General features: G+C 65.0%; 16 protein-coding genes. 5 read left to right on the forward strand and 11 right to left on the reverse strand.

The window, feature by feature from the left end:
- Positions 1-89 precede the first annotated feature (89 nt).
- From HV675_RS15080 to HV675_RS15105, 6 genes are all read right to left on the reverse strand, one after another.
- Complete coding sequence (locus HV675_RS15080) at positions 90-1,682, reverse strand: sugar ABC transporter ATP-binding protein (RefSeq protein WP_175111725.1); 1,593 nt, start codon at positions 1,680-1,682, stop codon at positions 90-92.
- A gap of 449 nt (positions 1,683-2,131) precedes the next feature.
- Positions 2,132-3,088: a sugar ABC transporter substrate-binding protein gene (locus tag HV675_RS15085; protein WP_175111726.1), complete on the reverse strand. Its 957-nt coding sequence runs from the start codon at positions 3,086-3,088 to the stop codon at positions 2,132-2,134.
- Positions 3,089-3,390: 302 nt separating this feature from the next.
- Positions 3,391-4,368: a magnesium/cobalt transporter CorA gene (corA, locus tag HV675_RS15090; RefSeq protein WP_175111727.1), complete on the reverse strand. Its 978-nt coding sequence runs from the start codon at positions 4,366-4,368 to the stop codon at positions 3,391-3,393.
- A gap of 87 nt (positions 4,369-4,455) precedes the next feature.
- Complete coding sequence (locus tag HV675_RS15095) at positions 4,456-4,848, reverse strand: DUF2846 domain-containing protein (RefSeq protein ID WP_246270293.1); 393 nt, start codon at positions 4,846-4,848, stop codon at positions 4,456-4,458.
- A 327-nt stretch (positions 4,849-5,175) separates the two neighbouring features.
- Positions 5,176-5,595, reverse strand: a complete 420-nt coding sequence (locus HV675_RS15100; RefSeq protein WP_175111728.1) for a type II toxin-antitoxin system VapC family toxin — start codon at positions 5,593-5,595, stop codon at positions 5,176-5,178.
- The gene (locus tag HV675_RS15105) at positions 5,582-5,824 is read right to left on the reverse strand and encodes a FitA-like ribbon-helix-helix domain-containing protein (RefSeq protein ID WP_175111729.1); all 243 of its coding nucleotides are present in this window, start codon (positions 5,822-5,824) and stop codon (positions 5,582-5,584) included. Before HV675_RS15105 ends, HV675_RS15100 begins: the two co-directional genes overlap by 14 nt.
- A gap of 247 nt (positions 5,825-6,071) precedes the next feature.
- On the opposite strand from HV675_RS15105, the gene cydX reads away from it, so the two are divergent.
- Positions 6,072-6,236: a cytochrome bd-I oxidase subunit CydX gene (gene cydX / locus HV675_RS32950; RefSeq protein WP_175111730.1), complete on the forward strand. Its 165-nt coding sequence runs from the start codon at positions 6,072-6,074 to the stop codon at positions 6,234-6,236.
- 40 nt (positions 6,237-6,276) lie between these two features.
- A complete protein-coding gene (locus tag HV675_RS15115; RefSeq protein ID WP_175111731.1) occupies positions 6,277-6,885 on the forward strand; it encodes a P-loop nucleotide/nucleoside kinase family protein in 609 nt (202 codons plus the stop codon).
- Positions 6,886-6,990: 105 nt separating this feature from the next.
- Here HV675_RS15115 and HV675_RS15120 read toward each other — a convergent pair whose 3' ends face one another.
- The 3 genes from HV675_RS15120 to HV675_RS15130 form a co-directional block, all read right to left on the reverse strand.
- The gene (locus tag HV675_RS15120) at positions 6,991-8,088 is read right to left on the reverse strand and encodes a saccharopine dehydrogenase family protein (RefSeq protein WP_175111732.1); all 1,098 of its coding nucleotides are present in this window, start codon (positions 8,086-8,088) and stop codon (positions 6,991-6,993) included.
- Positions 8,089-8,376: 288 nt separating this feature from the next.
- Positions 8,377-8,850, reverse strand: coding sequence for an Lrp/AsnC family transcriptional regulator (locus HV675_RS15125; RefSeq protein WP_175111733.1), 474 nt, complete (start codon positions 8,848-8,850; stop codon positions 8,377-8,379).
- Positions 8,851-9,206: 356 nt separating this feature from the next.
- Positions 9,207-9,767: an RNA polymerase sigma factor gene (locus HV675_RS15130; RefSeq protein ID WP_175111734.1), complete on the reverse strand. Its 561-nt coding sequence runs from the start codon at positions 9,765-9,767 to the stop codon at positions 9,207-9,209.
- Between the two features lie 531 nt (positions 9,768-10,298).
- Between HV675_RS15130 and HV675_RS15135 the strand changes: the two genes are divergently transcribed.
- The 3 genes from HV675_RS15135 (at position 10,299) to HV675_RS15145 (ending at position 13,086) form a co-directional block, all read left to right on the forward strand.
- A complete protein-coding gene (locus HV675_RS15135; RefSeq protein ID WP_175111735.1) occupies positions 10,299-11,642 on the forward strand; it encodes a nucleobase:cation symporter-2 family protein in 1,344 nt (447 codons plus the stop codon).
- Between the two features lie 286 nt (positions 11,643-11,928).
- A complete protein-coding gene (locus HV675_RS15140; protein ID WP_175111736.1) occupies positions 11,929-12,435 on the forward strand; it encodes a Spy/CpxP family protein refolding chaperone in 507 nt (168 codons plus the stop codon).
- Positions 12,436-12,648: 213 nt separating this feature from the next.
- Positions 12,649-13,086 (forward strand): PGDYG domain-containing protein, encoded by a 438-nt coding sequence (locus HV675_RS15145; RefSeq protein ID WP_175111737.1) that lies wholly within the window; start codon positions 12,649-12,651, stop codon positions 13,084-13,086.
- 41 nt (positions 13,087-13,127) lie between these two features.
- Here HV675_RS15145 and HV675_RS15150 read toward each other — a convergent pair whose 3' ends face one another.
- Positions 13,128-13,496, reverse strand: a complete 369-nt coding sequence (locus HV675_RS15150; RefSeq protein ID WP_175111738.1) for a DUF3022 domain-containing protein — start codon at positions 13,494-13,496, stop codon at positions 13,128-13,130.
- A 61-nt stretch (positions 13,497-13,557) separates the two neighbouring features.
- A complete protein-coding gene (locus HV675_RS15155; protein WP_175111739.1) occupies positions 13,558-14,388 on the reverse strand; it encodes a YhfC family intramembrane metalloprotease in 831 nt (276 codons plus the stop codon).
- Positions 14,389-14,591 lie beyond the last annotated feature (203 nt).

The following is a 14,591-nucleotide window of genomic DNA, read 5'->3' on the forward strand; positions in this document are numbered from 1 at the left end:
GGCATCGACACCGCCGGCGCGCGCGGCCGGTCCGCCGCTGCCGCCCATGCCGGGCTCCTCGCTCATTTTGACCTGCTGCCGTGCGCTGATCATGACAGCCCTCCTGCCTGTGCGTCGTGCGTTTCAAGCAGCGCTTCGCGGCTGCGATAGCCGGCGAACGCGGCGGCGAGCAGCGCATCCTGCGACCACGCATCGCGCTCGAAGATGCCTGTCATCCGGCCGGCCGACATCACGCCGATCCGGTCGCAGATCAGCATCAGCTCGCGCAGATCGCTCGACACGACGACGAGCGCGCGGCCGTCGCGGGCGAGCGCGCCCATCAGCGCGTAAATGTCGAACTTCGCGCCGACGTCGATGCCGCGCGTCGGTTCGTCGAACAGCAGCACCTTGCAGTCGCGCGCAAGCCAGCGGCCGATGACGACTTTCTGCTGATTGCCGCCGGACAGCTCGCCGACCGGCTGCGCGGGTCCCGACGTGCGGATGCGCAGCGCGGCGATCTGCTGGTTCGCAAGCGCGTTCTCGCGCTGCGCGTCGACGAAGCCGTGCCGCGCGACGCGGCCGATGTTGCCGAGCGAGATGTTCGCCGCAACCGGTTGCGGCAGCAACAATCCTTCGCCCTTGCGGTCTTCGGTGATGAGCGCGATGCCGTGACGCACCGCGTCGGCCGGCGATGCGATCTGCAACGGTACGGGCGGCGTGCCCGGCGCGGCCGCGAGCGACACGGTGCCGCGATCTTTCAGGTCCGCGCCATAGATAAGACGCATCAGTTCGGTACGACCCGCACCGATCAGTCCGCTCACGCCGAAGATCTCGCCCGCGCGCACGTCGAACGACACGTCGCGCACCACGTCGGCGCGGCCGAGCCCGTCGATTTTCAGCAGCGTCGCACCGATCCGGCGCTCGCCGAGATCGATCCGCTCGCCGATCTCCCGGCCGACCATCAGCGTGACGATCCGGTCGCTCGTCAGGTTCGCCATCTCGCCGAGATGCACGAGCCTGCCGTCGCGCAGCACCGCGATGCGCTCGGCGATCCGTGCGAGTTCTTCGAGCCGGTGCGAAATGTAGACGAGCGCGACACCGCGCGCCTTCAGCCGGTCGACCTGTTCGAACAGCAGATCGACTTCGCGGGCGGTCAGCATCGCGGTCGGTTCGTCGAGAATCAGCACGCGGCAATCGCCGATCAGGTTGCGTGCGATTTCGACCATCTGCTGATGGCCGATGCCGAGTTCGCCGACGAGCGTGTCCGGATCGATCGCTTCGAGCCCGACCTGCGCCATCGCGTCGCGCGCGTCCGCGCGCAGACGCCGCCGGTCGATCCAGCCGAGCGGCACACCGGCACGCTGCGGCAGGCGGTTCAGAAACAGGTTTTCGGCAACCGAGAGCGTCGACAGCAGGTTCAGCTCCTGCATCACCATGCGCACGCCAAGCGCTTCGGCCTGGGTCCGGCTGGCCGGCGCGTACGGCGCGCCGGCGAGGCGCATCGTGCCGGTGCTCGGCGCGACGAGGCCGCCGATGATTTTCGACAGCGTGCTTTTGCCCGCGCCGTTTTCGCCGGTCAACGCCAGCGCTTCGCCGGCGCGCAGCGTGAGCGCGATGTCGGATAGCACCGGTTCGACATAGGTCTTGCCGATTCCGGTTACGGACAGTATGGCGGGCAATGCGTCGTGGTCGGTCGAATCCATTGTGGTCAAGGTTTCGGGCCGCCGCGCCGGGTCTCGTGCGCTCATTGTCGAGCGGACGACGCGGCGCCGGCAGCCACGCAGGTCATGTCGGCATGCTGCGCGCGCTCGTGCGCCGGGTCGAAAGACCGTCCGCGGCAGCGGCTCGAAGCGCGTTCGAACCCGCCGCCCGGTGCGCACGATACGACGCGGACCATGCCGGGCGCATCTGCTGCGCCGCGCTGGCCGTCATGACGCTTAACTCGATAACGGCCGCGCGGCGGATTTCTTTAGCAGCTATTGAATTGGCGCAAGCACATTCGACAATAGCGAAAATGCACGGTGGATGTCCCGCAATCGTCCCGCGATCGACCTGCAACCGGCTGCGCACGCCGCCCCGCCTTGTGGCATGTTCAAACGTGCCGTCCTGCCTGCTTGCGCGCCGCTGGTTGACCGCTGCGACGACGTCGCGCTCACTTCGTCACGAGGTCCACCGGCGTCTCGACCACGCCGGACAGTTGCGACTGCTTCTTGTGCTCGCTCAACGCCTTCAATGCGGTGTCGATGCCGAACACCGCCTGCTTCGCCGCATACTGGTCGGCGGTCGCAAGCACGCGGCCGTCCTTCAGCATCGGCTTGATCGCGTTGATGTTGTCGTAGCCCACCACATACACCTTGCCCTGCTTGCCCGCCGCGCGCACCGCCGACACCGCGCCGATCGCCATGTTGTCGTTACCGCACAGAAGCGCCTTCAGGTTCGGGTACTCATTGAGCATAGCGGATGCAACCGCGTTTCCCTTATCAATTTCCCACTCTCCCGATTGCACCGATACGATCTTCGCGCCGACTTTCTGCATCGCGTCCTTGAAGCCCGCGGTGCGCTGCTGCGCATTGGTGGTGGTCGATACGCCTTCGATGATGCCGACCTCGTCGCCCGCCTTCAGCTTTTGCGCGAGATAGTCGCCGACCTTCTGTGCGCCCTTGCGATTGTCCGGGCCGACGAAGGGCACGTTCAGATCCTTCGACTTCAGCACCTCGGGGTCGAGCCGGTTGTCGATATTGACGACGATGATGCCGGCATCGACCGCCTTCTTGACCACCGGCACCAGCGCCTTCGAATCGGCCGGCGCGAGCACGATCGCGTCGACCTTCGAGACGATCATCTGCTCGACGATGCGGATCTGGTTGGCGGTGTCGGTTTCGTCCTTGATGCCGTTGGTGATCAGGTCGAAGGTGCTCGGATTGTGCTGCTGATATTCCTTCGCGCCGGTCTCCATGGTGAGGAAGAACTCGTTCGCGAGCGATTTCATGACCAGCGCGACTCGCGGTTTTTTCGCGGCCTGCGCATGCGCCGGCAACGTGGGCAAGGCGATGATGGCGGTGAGCGCGAGCCCGGCGGCAACGACGCGGCGGCGAATGCGTTGGTTCATGTTGTCTCCTGTTGTTGGCAGGCTTAAACAAAAAGCCTTGTTTATTGAGGTACGCAAACGTTTGCGTCACCTATTCTCAACGGAGCCGCTCGCCGCTGTCAACGACAGGAGGTGCTGCGCCGCACAGCGCGCGAGCTGAAGCTGTGGCGCCTCGTGCGCGCGTGCGTGGCGTGCGTGGCACGCGTGACGCAGATGGTGCTCGACAGGCCGTCCGCGGCGGACGGCGCGCTGATGCCGGTCACCGCCACCGTGCCGCTGTGCCGCTGTGCCGCTTGCAACTGCGGCCGGCGCTTCGTGGCCGGCTACAGCCAGCCCGCCTTCTTGAAGCGCCACCACAGGAACATGTCGATCAACGCCATCACGCCGACACAGATCGGGTAGCCATACGCGTAGTGCAACTCCGGGATCTTCTCGAAGTTCATCCCATAGATGCCGGCGATCATGGTCGGCACCGCAAACAGTGCGGCAAATGAACCGAGGCGCTTGGTCACCTCGTTCTCCGCAAGCGAGATCATGCCGAGGTTCACCTGGATCGCGGTGACGATCATTTCGCGGCGCCCGTCGATGGTGCGCACGATCCGGTCGAGATGGTCGTAGACATCGCGAAAGTACGCCTGCATGCCTGAGCAGACCACCGGAATCCGGCCGCCGGTGAACTTGCTGATCGCCTCCAGCAACGGCGCGATGTGATGCTCGAGCGTGACCAGCCGGCGCTTTAACGAATACAGGTCCTGGATGATCGCGCGCGACGCGGCCAGGCTGTGCTTGTCGAAGATGCGGTCTTCGATCTGCTCGATCTCGGTGCCGAGCGCTTCGAGAATCGGGAAATAGCGGTCGACGATATTGTCCGCGAGCGCGTACAGCACGAATGCGGCGCCCTGCCTGAGCAGTTGCGGCTCGCGCTCGCAGCGCGCGCGCACTTCCTGGAAGCCGTGCCGCGTACGGTTGCGCACCGTCAGCACATAGTTGCTGCCGACAAATACGTCGACCTCGCCGATCAGGATCTCGCCGTCGTCGTCCATCTCCAGCGTGTGCAACACCGCGAACAGCGACTCGCCGTACTCCTCGATTTTCGGCCGCTGGTGGCCGTTGCGGACATCCTCGAGCGCCAGTTCGTGCAAGCCGAACTCGAGCTTCATCACATCGAGTTCGCCGGGGCCGGGATCTTTCAGCGCAACCCAGACGAAGCACTCGGGCTTCGCGACATAGACGCTGATGTCGTCGATTTCGATATCGGCGAGTTTTCGGCCGTCCTGATATGCGGCGCAATTGATCAGCATGGTGGGGTGCCTTGAATGGTCTGTCGGGTCATGTGTCGAATGGTTGGACCGCAGGTTGTCGTGGGTGCCGCTGGATGCAGCGGGCTTCTATTGCGCAACGCGCCGCAACCCGATCCGGTGGTCGGGATCGAACGTGACGCTCGCGCGGTTCGTGTAGCGCGGGTCGGCGGTCACGAGAAATTGCAATTCACGTACCGGGTCGAACTGCGTCGACACGGCGAGCCGGTGCACGCCCGGACTCAGATAAAACACAATGTGCTCGCCGTTCATCAGATCGGCGACCTGCTCGCCATCCACATAGACGAGTGCATCGCGAAAACGCACGATGACATTGTCGGTCCGCTCACGCCGCACGTCGACCGCGATCTTGCCGTTGCCGGGCTCCGTGTAGGTCGGCTTGACCACGCGCTCGGCCGGCACTGCCTTGAACGGTACCGGTTCTGCGGGCGTCGCGCCGCATGCGGTCAGGCACACAGCCACGCATACAGCGGCGATGACTGACGCGCTGCGCACACGTAAGGCATTGACGCGGCCTTCCACATGCCGCGACGCGCGCCGGCGCGCGTCGCGACTGTGTTGACAAACAGTAAGCCGCAGCTGTGGCCGCATCAGTCGTCTCCGTTGGCTCTGTTCTGCGCGAACTGTTGCATGATCGATTCCACAATCGGTCTCCCGATGGGATGCACGACCGTCGCCTGTTCGTTGCCTTGTTCGCTGCCTTCTTCGTTTCGCTGTGTGCTTCTGCCAGCCACCGATGCGTCACGTGTGAGTTCAAACGCGATCACAGCGCATCGCGCGAGCCCCGCGCTATGCATTGAACGGATTCACCACGCGCGCGCCGGTATCCGCAAAGTCGCCTGTATTGCGCGTGACAACCGTGAGGTTGTAGATCAACGCGGTGGCCGCAATCAGCTTGTCGAGCGAATGCTCGGCATGCGGCACACGCAGACGACCCCACGTTTGCGCGACGTCGTCGCCAATCGTCAGGATGTGATTCGCGAACGACGTGAGGATGGTATTCAGCCATCCTTCCAGCTGGCTTGCCTGCTCCACGTCGCCGCGGTGACGGATCACCTCGACGCCGCGGCGCAGTTCGCCAATGGTGATCACCGACAGATACAGCTTGAGCTGCTCCTTCGCCGCGCGGCTGAAAAACTCGCGCACACCGGGATGCGCGCCGCCGCGCTTGCGCATCTCGCTAATAACATTGGTATCAATCAAATACACGTTTTCCCTCGACTTCGTCATCGTTGTTGATCCGCTCGAAATCAGCGTCTGTGCCGACTTCGGGCATGCTCATCAGCAGTGCGGCAAAGCTGAGCTTTTTCGGGTGATGCAACGCCTCCGCCAGAATGTCCCGATGCTCCGCTTCGACACTGCGTCCGTTCGCCGCCGCCCGCTCGCGCAGGCGCTGCACAAGAGCCTCGTCGAGGCCCCGAACCAGCAGATTGGGCATGATAGGTATCTCCATAACTTGACATGCTATCAATGCTATCACCTCCCAAGAAAAGAAAAAAGCCTGGATAACCCGACGCTCGGGCGACGCTTGCGTCGCCCGGTCTTCCGGGTGATGATCGGCGCAACAGCCAACCGGTGTTTGCTTGAACCAAGCCACCGTGAGGGTTGCGCACAGACGTCAGTAAGCCATAGATAAAACGCGCCGCGAAGATCGTCCAATCGGCAAATTGAACTGGGAGACGTTCATGTGGTACTTCAGCTGGATCCTCGGCATCGGAGTCGCATTGGGCTTCGGCATCATCAACGTGATGTGGCTCGAGACGAACGGCAGGTTCACGCGCGACCCGGCCGCGCCCGCTGCCGGAAGCGCCCCCACCGACCCCGCGCCCGCCGCGGACCCGCCGCTGTGAACGTATTGCCCGGCACTCTTTTGCCGGCCGTGCGCGCACCGTGACCTCGCTCGTGTTTTTTTGCGGTCACGCGGGCGCCGGCAAGACCACCGTCGCGCGGCGGATCTTCACACCGTTGATGCAGGCACGCGGCACGCCCTTCTGTCTGCTCGACAAGGACACGCTCTACGGCCGCACCGGCGCCGCGACGATGCGCGCACTGACCGGCGATCCGGATGACCGCGACAGTCCGCTCTTTTTGCAGCATCTGCGTGATCCGGAGTACCGCGGCCTGATCGATACCGCGCGCGACAATCTCGCGCTCGGCGTCAGCGTGCTGGTGGTCGCGCCGCTGTCGCGAGAAGTGCGCGAGCGGCGGCTATTCGATCGTGACTGGCTGGGCGTCGGTGACGATGTGGAGATTCGCGTGGTATGGGTCGCGACCGACGAGGACGCTGCGCGAAGACGGATCGCCGCGCGTCACGATCCGGCCGACGCGTACAAGCTTGCACATTGGGATGAATACCGGCAGCGCCGCTTCGCATGGCGTGAGTTGACGCAAGGCCAGCGAGACGGCGTGCTGCTGTTCGACAACACGGCGCCCGCCGCGGCCGACTACGATGCGCTGCTGCGGCAACTCATCGGCCAGCGCGAGCGCGGGTCCGATTGAGTGCCGCGCTCCGCGCAAATGAACCAGGCGCTGCGCCGCGCCGCCCGTTGGCAGTCGCGCCGCAGCGCCTGAAGTACAGCCCGGCGTGAGACGTACAGTCCGGCCTCAGACGGTCGCCATCGCGTCGAGCGGCTCGCCTTCGTATAGCTGGCCGAACCGGTTGGCCAGAAAGTCGCGCAGCGGCACCTGCTCCTGCCGCACGAATCCGCTTTGCGGCAAGCGTTTTTCGCGGAACAGATCGAGCACCGCGCACATCGCGCCCGCGGTGGTGATCTGGATCGCGCTCATCGGCATCCCGCATACCGTCTTCGCGAAGATCTTGCGCGTAAAGACTTCCTGCACCAGTTGGCCATCGCGCATGCCGGTCACCGTAATGAACACCAGCACGACGTCCTGCGCGGTGGACGGCACCGCGCGGCGCATGATCGACTTCAGCGTATCGCGGTCGGTCGACAGGCGCAGGTCTTCGAGCAGGAACTGCATCAGATCGCGATGACCCGGATAGCGCACCGACTTGTAGTCGAGCGATTCGACGCGGCCGGACAGCGTCTCGCACAATGTGCCGAGCCCACCCGACGTATTGAACGCCTCATACTCGATGCCATCGAGCGAGAAATGCTCGAGTCCTTCGAGCGGCTGCACCCACTGCGTGCGGCTGTCGCGAATCGCTTCGCATGGCTGACAATACTCGTTGATCAACCCGTCGACGCTCCACGTCAGGTTGTACTTCAGCGCATTGGTCGGGAACTCCGGCAACGCGCCGACGCGCATCTTCACGTCGCGGATTTCGCTGAAACGGTTCGCGAGTTCGTGCGCGGCGATGCCGATAAAGCCCGGCGCGAGTCCGCATTGCGGCATGAACGCATGATCGGCGCCGTCGGCAATTGCGCGGATTGCGTGAGTCGCGCGCACGTCTTCGGTCAGGTCGAAATAATGCACACCCGCGCCTTTCGCCGCGGCGGCGACATTCACCGCGAGGTAATACGGCAATGCATTGACGAGCACGTCGAAGCCCTGCAACGCGGCGCGCAGCGCGGCGGCGTCGGCGGAATCGACACGGCGGGTTGGAATGCCTTGAGCAGCGAGTTTGTCGAGCGCGTGCTGGTCGCGATCGAGCGCGACCACGTCATAGTCGCCGGTCTCGCGCAGCATGTGGGCGATCGTATGGCCAATCAGACCGGCGCCGACGATGGCGATGTTCATGCGCTTCTCCTTTGTTGTGAGTGTCGTGAGCGGGATTGCGCGCGGCGCGGCTTGCAAGCCCGCGCGCGGCGCCCGGCGGGCAAACCCTGGACACAGTTTAAGGAGAAGGACAAACGGTTCCTACGCGCAGAATGCTGCGTATCGACCACGGAACTCGACGTTTTGACGGCGCGGTCAGTCGAATCGACGAAAAAACATAAAAACGGCGTAAATAGCGGCGTCCGCGCGGGAGGCACATGTGCGGGCAGCCGGCATCCGCGCTGGCCGCGCACACGCGCCAAGCCGAGCCTAGCCGCGCGCGGCGCCGATCATTCCGCGATCGATCTTCCGCGCGAGGATGATCGACGTGGTCGTACGCTCGACGCCCGCGAGGCCGCCGATCTGATCGAGCAGTTCATTGAGGCGGTCCGGAGAATCGGCGCGCAGCCAGGCGACGTAATCGAACTCGCCGCTCACCGCGCACAGCAGTTGCACTTCAGGCATCTTCGCGAGACGCTTTTGCACGTCCGGGCCGTACTTCGGCGCGATGATGATGCCGACATACGCGACGATGCTCGCATCGAGCACGTCCTGGCCAAGCCGCACGCCATAGCCGGCAATCACATGGGTTTTTTCGAGCCGCGCGATGCGCGCGATCACCGTGGTTCGCGCGACGCCGAGCTGGCGCGCGAGGTTCGCGACGCTTTCGCGCGCATTGTTCTGCAGCAACGCAACGAGGTTGCGGTCGAGGTCGTCGAGTTGGTCGAGGCGCGGTGGTCTCATTGAAAACGAAGCGTTGCAGTGAAGGTTGACGGGAGCCGTTCGCCGGCGCGCTGCTGCGCGCAACGCGAGCGGACCGGCGACGCATGCGTCGACGCTGGCATCCGCTCGCAACATCGGCGTCTTCGCGATTATGCCCGCGTTCGCGGCCGCCGCTTATGCCGCTTATGCCGCTTGTGCCGCTTGTGCCGCTTGTGCCGCTTGTGCCGCTTGTGCCGCTTGTGCCGCTTGTGCCGCTTGTGCCGCTTGTGCCGCTTGTGCCGCTTGTGCCGCTTGTGCCGCTTACGCCGCTTATGCCGCTTGCTTGCCGCTGCGGTCGGCGCCGCCCTCTACCCTCCCTGCACCCCGCACCCGCCCCGCTACCGCACCGTATGCTTGCCGCACCGGTCCGGCTGGGCCGCGAACGTCCGCCCAAGGGCCTGACGTGCACGCGCGACGCGGCTCATCACGGTATGGACCGGCACATCGAGCACGTGAGCCGCTTCCGCGTAACTGAGCGCCTCGATCGCAACCAGCAGCATCGCGATGCGTTGCGCGTGCGGCAGTTGATCGACCGCCGCGACGATGCGCTGACTCAGCGCGTCGCTTGACGGATCGGGCGCTGCCGGATGCGCGCCGTGTTGTCCGCGCTGCACCGGCGGCCCCGCCGGCGAATCCGCGAGCGGCGTCGCATTCGCCCGCTCGCGTGTGCTTCGCGAGCGCAGATCGTCGCTCCAGATCCGATACGCAATCGTATAAAGCCTGCACAACGGCCGCATGCGATGCGGCCCCGGTCCGACGTGCTTGCGCGCGCACAAACAGGTCTTTTGCGTGAGCTCTTCCGCTTCGAGCCGGTCGCCGGTGATTCGCCATGCGAATGCCCATAGCCTCGGCAGCAGGTCGGTCAGTGAGCCGGCCAGTTCCGTCGTAGTCGCCAACATGATTCCTCTGTGGAGTGTCCCATGCCGCACGGCGGGCTGGCGCGCGCGGCTTCGTCGAATACGCGCGCGTGCCGGTCGCGGCATGGACGCGGCGACGCGTCGTGAATGCGCGCGTCGTATGGGCAGAACGACTGGCGGCCACGCATTTTCATTAAACTTTCTGTGGACTGCGCAGTATCTGCATTAAATCTGCGTGGCTTCGTAACGAGTACGCGAAGTGCATCGTTGTCCGACGTAATGGCACACCGTGCTCGCAACCGGCCCGCGGCAGAATCCGCCACCCGATCGCCGTGATTGCGCCGTGATAGCGCCAGCCGATGCGCGACGGATGGGCGTAAGCTGCTATCGCGCGCGGGATCGCGCTCCCCGTGCGGCGCGCCCTCGTCGCCGTCCGGCGCGATGGCGCGCACGCGGCCGTTGAGACTTCATGCGGTCCGAGCGGAATATCCGGCGGCAACAAGTGTTGTATCGGCGCCGCGCACGCGCATTCGATGCCGGGCGCCCCTCTGCCGTTGATAAAAAGGAGAAGCTATGCACGCGACCACGGTCCACCCGTGCGACGAACGACTGCCGGCAGGCCGTCTGCTGACGCTGGGTGTCCAGCACGTGCTGGTGATGTATGCCGGCGCCATCGCAGTCCCGCTGATCGTCGGCAGTGCGCTGAAATTGCCGAAGGACCAGATCGCGTTCCTGATCAGCGCCGACCTGTTCGCGTGCGGTATCGCGACGCTGATCCAGACGCTCGGCATCGGCATCTTCGGCATCCGGCTGCCGATCATCATGGGCTGCACCTTCACCGCGGTCGGCCCGATGATCGCGATCGGCTCGAATCCGAACCTCGGCCTGCTCGATATCTTCGGCTCGACGATCGCCTCCGGCGTGCTCGGCATTCTGCTCGCGCCCGCGATCGGCAAGCTGCTGCGGCTCTTTCCTCCGGTCGTGGTCGGCAGCGTGATCGCGGTGATCGGACTGTCGCTGATGGAAGTCGGCATCAACTGGGCGGCGGGCGGCGTCGGCAATCCCGATTATGGCAACCCCGTCTACCTCGGGCTCTCGCTCGTCGTGCTGGTGCTGATCCTGCTGATCCACCGCTTCGGCAAGGGCTTTGTCGCGAGCGTGTCGGTGCTGCTCGGCATCGTCGCCGGCTTTGCGATCGCCGCGCTGCTAGGCCGTGTGAATCTCGACGGCGTGAGCGGCGCGCCGTGGCTCGGCGCGGTCGTGCCGTTCCGTTTCGGCATGCCGCGCTTCGACCCGTTGTCGATCGTCACGATGACCATCGTGATGTTCGTCACGTTTATCGAATCGACCGGCATGTTCCTCGCGGTCGGCGACATGGTCGGCCGGCCGGTCGATCAGAAGGCGCTCGTGCGCGGGCTGCGCGTCGACGGCCTCGGCACGCTGATCGGCGGCGTGTTCAACGCGTTCCCGTATACGTCCTTCTCGCAGAACGTCGGACTCGTCGGCATCACCGGCATCAGGAGCCGCTTCGTCTGCGCGACGAGCGGCGTGATCCTGATCGTGCTCGGCCTCGTGCCGAAGCTCGCGCAGGTGGTCGCCTCGATTCCGGCCTTCGTGCTGGGCGGCGCCGGCATCGTGATGTTCGGCATGGTCGCGGCAAACGGCATCAAGGTGCTGTCGGAAGTCGACTTCGTGAAGAATCAACACAACCTGTTTATCGTTGCCGTGAGCATCGGGCTCGGCCTCGTGCCGGTCGTATCGCCGCAGTTTTTCGCGAAGCTGCCGCCCGCGCTGTCGCCGCTCCTGCATAGCGGCATTCTGCTCGCCGCGGTATCGGCGGTCGTGCTGAATCTGATCTTCAACGGCCTGCGCGGCGAACGCGCGGCATTGCACGACATCCAGCGCATCAGCCGTTGAGCGGGCCGGTCCTCACCGGTGCGCCCCCGCATGCTGACAAACGCTGACGAACACCTGTCCGGGCGTGTCCCGGCGGTTTCGGTTGTAAGCAGTTGTCGCAATGACGTCGCATTGCATCGATATCGTGGTATTAATAAGCGTCGCACGTCGCGGCTTTCTCGCGAAACCGGTTGAGCGACCGCACGCGTTGCGCGCATCGCTTCGCGCGGCGCCGCTCCGGTTTGCGAGCTACCCGGTTTACGTTTTGCCGCCGTACCTCGATACCAACAGCACATCAGGAGTCTCGATGAAAAAAACGCTCGTTTTGCTCGTTTCTGCACTCTCGATCAGCGGCGCGTTCGCGCAGACCGCAACGCCGGCCGCGAGCCCCGCGATGTCGGCGGCTTCCGGCGCGGACAGGTCCGCACGCCATGAGCAGCGTGTCGAAGACCGCATCGCCTATCTGCACCAGCAGTTGAAAATCACGTCGCAGCAGGATGCGCAGTGGAACACGTTCGCCGACGCGATGCGCGATAACGGCGCGACGATGGCGAAGCTCTTCGAAGAGCGCCGTGCGAACAAGGACATGTCCGCGATCGACGACATGAAGCAGTACGCGCAGATCGCGCAAGCGAACGCGGACGGCACGAAGAAGCTTGTCGATGCCTTCCAGCCGCTTTACGACAGCATGCCGGCGGACCAGAAGAAGCTTGCCGATGCAACGTTCCGCGAAGCGCCGCCGCAAGGCCCGCGCCATTCGCAGCGCGGCGGCAAGAAAGCGGCGCCGGCCAACGATTCGACGGTCAAGCCTTGACGGCAACGCGCCCCGCTGCCGCGTAATACGCGCTGCGGAACGCGGGACATCCGAACGCCTGCCCCGACGGCAGGCGTTTTTGCTTTTACGCGAATGGCGCGAGTGGCTCGAGTATCGCGAGCGTTGCGAGTGTCGTCCTGCAATCTGGCATCATGCGGGTCCTTGGGGCTGCGCGTCGCGCGGCCTTGGCTTCCCTTCCTTGCAAAGCCCGTCATGACCGAACTGAAGAACCTCGATTTACGCACCGATCCGCACGCGCAACGTGTCGTGAAGGATGAGACGGTCACGGTGGAGTTTGCCGGCGGCGACGGCAAGCTGATGAGTCTCGAAGGAGCGAACCGCTATCGCATCGGCGATGCGTTGATCACCGGTTCGACTGGCGAGCGCTGGGTGGTGTCGCGCGAGCGCTTCGATGCGAAGTACACGCCGCTCGATGCCGCGACGGCGCACGGCACGCCGGGCTCTTATCGCAACCGCCCCGCCGTGGTCCTCGCGAAGCAGATGCATGAGGCCTTTACCCTCGCGCGCACGGCCGCGGGCGGCGACGTTTTGCACGGCACGGCCGGCGACTGGGTGATGCAATACGCGCCCGGCGATTACGGCGTCGTGCAGGCGGCGCGCTTTGCGAAGGTATATCGCCGCGCGCCGTAACGCATTACGCGCGCACCGCACACCCCGCGCTCACCCGCACATCAAGCAAACTCGTCGCCGAGTTCAACGGTGACTTCGCGCGGCACGGCCTCGCCGTTCGCGTACTGCTCTTCGAGCGAACCCAACGACGCTTCGACGAAGGCGCGCAGCACCGCGAAGCTGCGGCCGCGCGCACGAGCCGGCAACGCGCGGTAACGGGCCAGCGCAAGCGGCGCAAACACCACGCTCATCGTGATCTTTCGCGCGGTCGCGCCAAAGCGCATCGCAACCCACTGAACGGTCAGAACCGGCGTGCCGCCTTCTTCCGCGAGCCGCTCGGCGAACCGTGTCTGATCAGGAAAAAGATCGCTGATCACGCGCGCGAGTTCTTCGATATCGGCGCTCGCACACTCGTACTGATAGGCTTCCATGTCGTCGAGGAATGGTTGAAGGAGCGACGCTCACGCATCACGTGGCGGACGCGCCCGCCGGCTACGCAACGGGCTGCGCGCCGCGCGCCTCGCGGCGAAACAGCCGGATGAGTCCGATCGCGAGCGGCACTGCGAGCAGCACGTAAATCGTATCGACGACCGCGAGCGGCAACGCCTGCGTCTGCGACAACGCGGCCGGCACTTCGAGCAGCGCATGCACGGCGATCGCGAACGGCAGCACCGCGATCGACCCGGCGCGCACGCCGCGCCACATCAGAACCGACAGGCCGATCTGGAACACCAGCGCCGCGCCGCGTTCGAGGATAAACACGCCGGCCGCCGCCGGCGTCAGGCTCACGACCAGCAGATGAATGCGCATCAGCGCATCGAGCGGCAGACCGGACAGCGCACTGCCGAGCTGACCGCGATCTTCGAGCCACGCGAACATGATCCATTGCACCTGCACGATTACGCCGGTGAACCACAACTCGGCGCCGCCGTGACCCAGACCGTATGCGAGCGCATGCGGCTCGCGCGGTTCGCCGGCCGGCGTCGCGGCAAGCGCTTTCGACGACGGCCGTTTGACCAGCCAGCGCATCGCGAGAAACCGCCCGACCTCCTGGCAGATGCCGATCGACAGCACGCCGGCGATCACGAATACGGTCGGCTGGTTCAGCCAGCCGGCGAGCGTCGGATTCGCCCTCAGCAGCAGGTCGTTCAAGCCGCGCTCGATCAACATCGCAAACAGTGCGAACACGCCGATGCCGACGATCGCGGGGCGCCGGTCGAACCCGAGCGGCTTGCGCAGCCGGAGATACAGAACGATTGGCAACGCGGCCATCAGGAGCGTTGCGGCAACCAGACAGGCGAGCGTAAACGGTGCAACGGGCATGAGCTTCCTTATCAGATTCGGGAGTGGGCGGTCCGGCTCACCAGGCCCGGCCGGACCGCGCGGCGCGTTCGGATCGCGCGGCGCAGCCCGAATCATCGCAGATCAGCGCGAAGTCGACGCGCGTTCGAGCCGTTCTCCGTGCCGCACGCGCAGTTGCACGCAGCCGCACGCGGCGCATCATGCGCCCGTCAGGCCACGCGCGA

The organism is Paraburkholderia solisilvae (assembly GCF_902859875.1).
GTDB lineage: Bacteria > Pseudomonadota > Gammaproteobacteria > Burkholderiales > Burkholderiaceae > Paraburkholderia > Paraburkholderia solisilvae.

What these genes read in the sequence shown, in the direction of transcription:
- HV675_RS15080 (WP_175111725.1), bottom strand. Translation starts at nt 1,682, where the DNA reads ATGGATTCGACCGACCACGACGCATTGCCCGCCATACTGTCCGTAACC.
- HV675_RS15085 (WP_175111726.1), bottom strand. Translation starts at nt 3,088, where the DNA reads ATGAACCAACGCATTCGCCGCCGCGTCGTTGCCGCCGGGCTCGCGCTC.
- corA (WP_175111727.1), bottom strand. Translation starts at nt 4,368, where the DNA reads ATGCTGATCAATTGCGCCGCATATCAGGACGGCCGAAAACTCGCCGAT.
- HV675_RS15105 (WP_175111729.1), bottom strand. Translation starts at nt 5,824, where the DNA reads ATGCCCAATCTGCTGGTTCGGGGCCTCGACGAGGCTCTTGTGCAGCGC.
- cydX (WP_175111730.1), top strand. Translation starts at nt 6,072, where the DNA reads ATGTGGTACTTCAGCTGGATCCTCGGCATCGGAGTCGCATTGGGCTTC.
- HV675_RS15120 (WP_175111732.1), bottom strand. Translation starts at nt 8,088, where the DNA reads ATGAACATCGCCATCGTCGGCGCCGGTCTGATTGGCCATACGATCGCC.
- HV675_RS15125 (WP_175111733.1), bottom strand. Translation starts at nt 8,850, where the DNA reads ATGAGACCACCGCGCCTCGACCAACTCGACGACCTCGACCGCAACCTC.
- HV675_RS15130 (WP_175111734.1), bottom strand. Translation starts at nt 9,767, where the DNA reads ATGTTGGCGACTACGACGGAACTGGCCGGCTCACTGACCGACCTGCTG.
- HV675_RS15135 (WP_175111735.1), top strand. Translation starts at nt 10,299, where the DNA reads ATGCACGCGACCACGGTCCACCCGTGCGACGAACGACTGCCGGCAGGC.
- HV675_RS15140 (WP_175111736.1), top strand. Translation starts at nt 11,929, where the DNA reads ATGAAAAAAACGCTCGTTTTGCTCGTTTCTGCACTCTCGATCAGCGGC.
- HV675_RS15145 (WP_175111737.1), top strand. Translation starts at nt 12,649, where the DNA reads ATGACCGAACTGAAGAACCTCGATTTACGCACCGATCCGCACGCGCAA.
- HV675_RS15150 (WP_175111738.1), bottom strand. Translation starts at nt 13,496, where the DNA reads ATGGAAGCCTATCAGTACGAGTGTGCGAGCGCCGATATCGAAGAACTC.
- HV675_RS15155 (WP_175111739.1), bottom strand. Translation starts at nt 14,388, where the DNA reads ATGCCCGTTGCACCGTTTACGCTCGCCTGTCTGGTTGCCGCAACGCTC.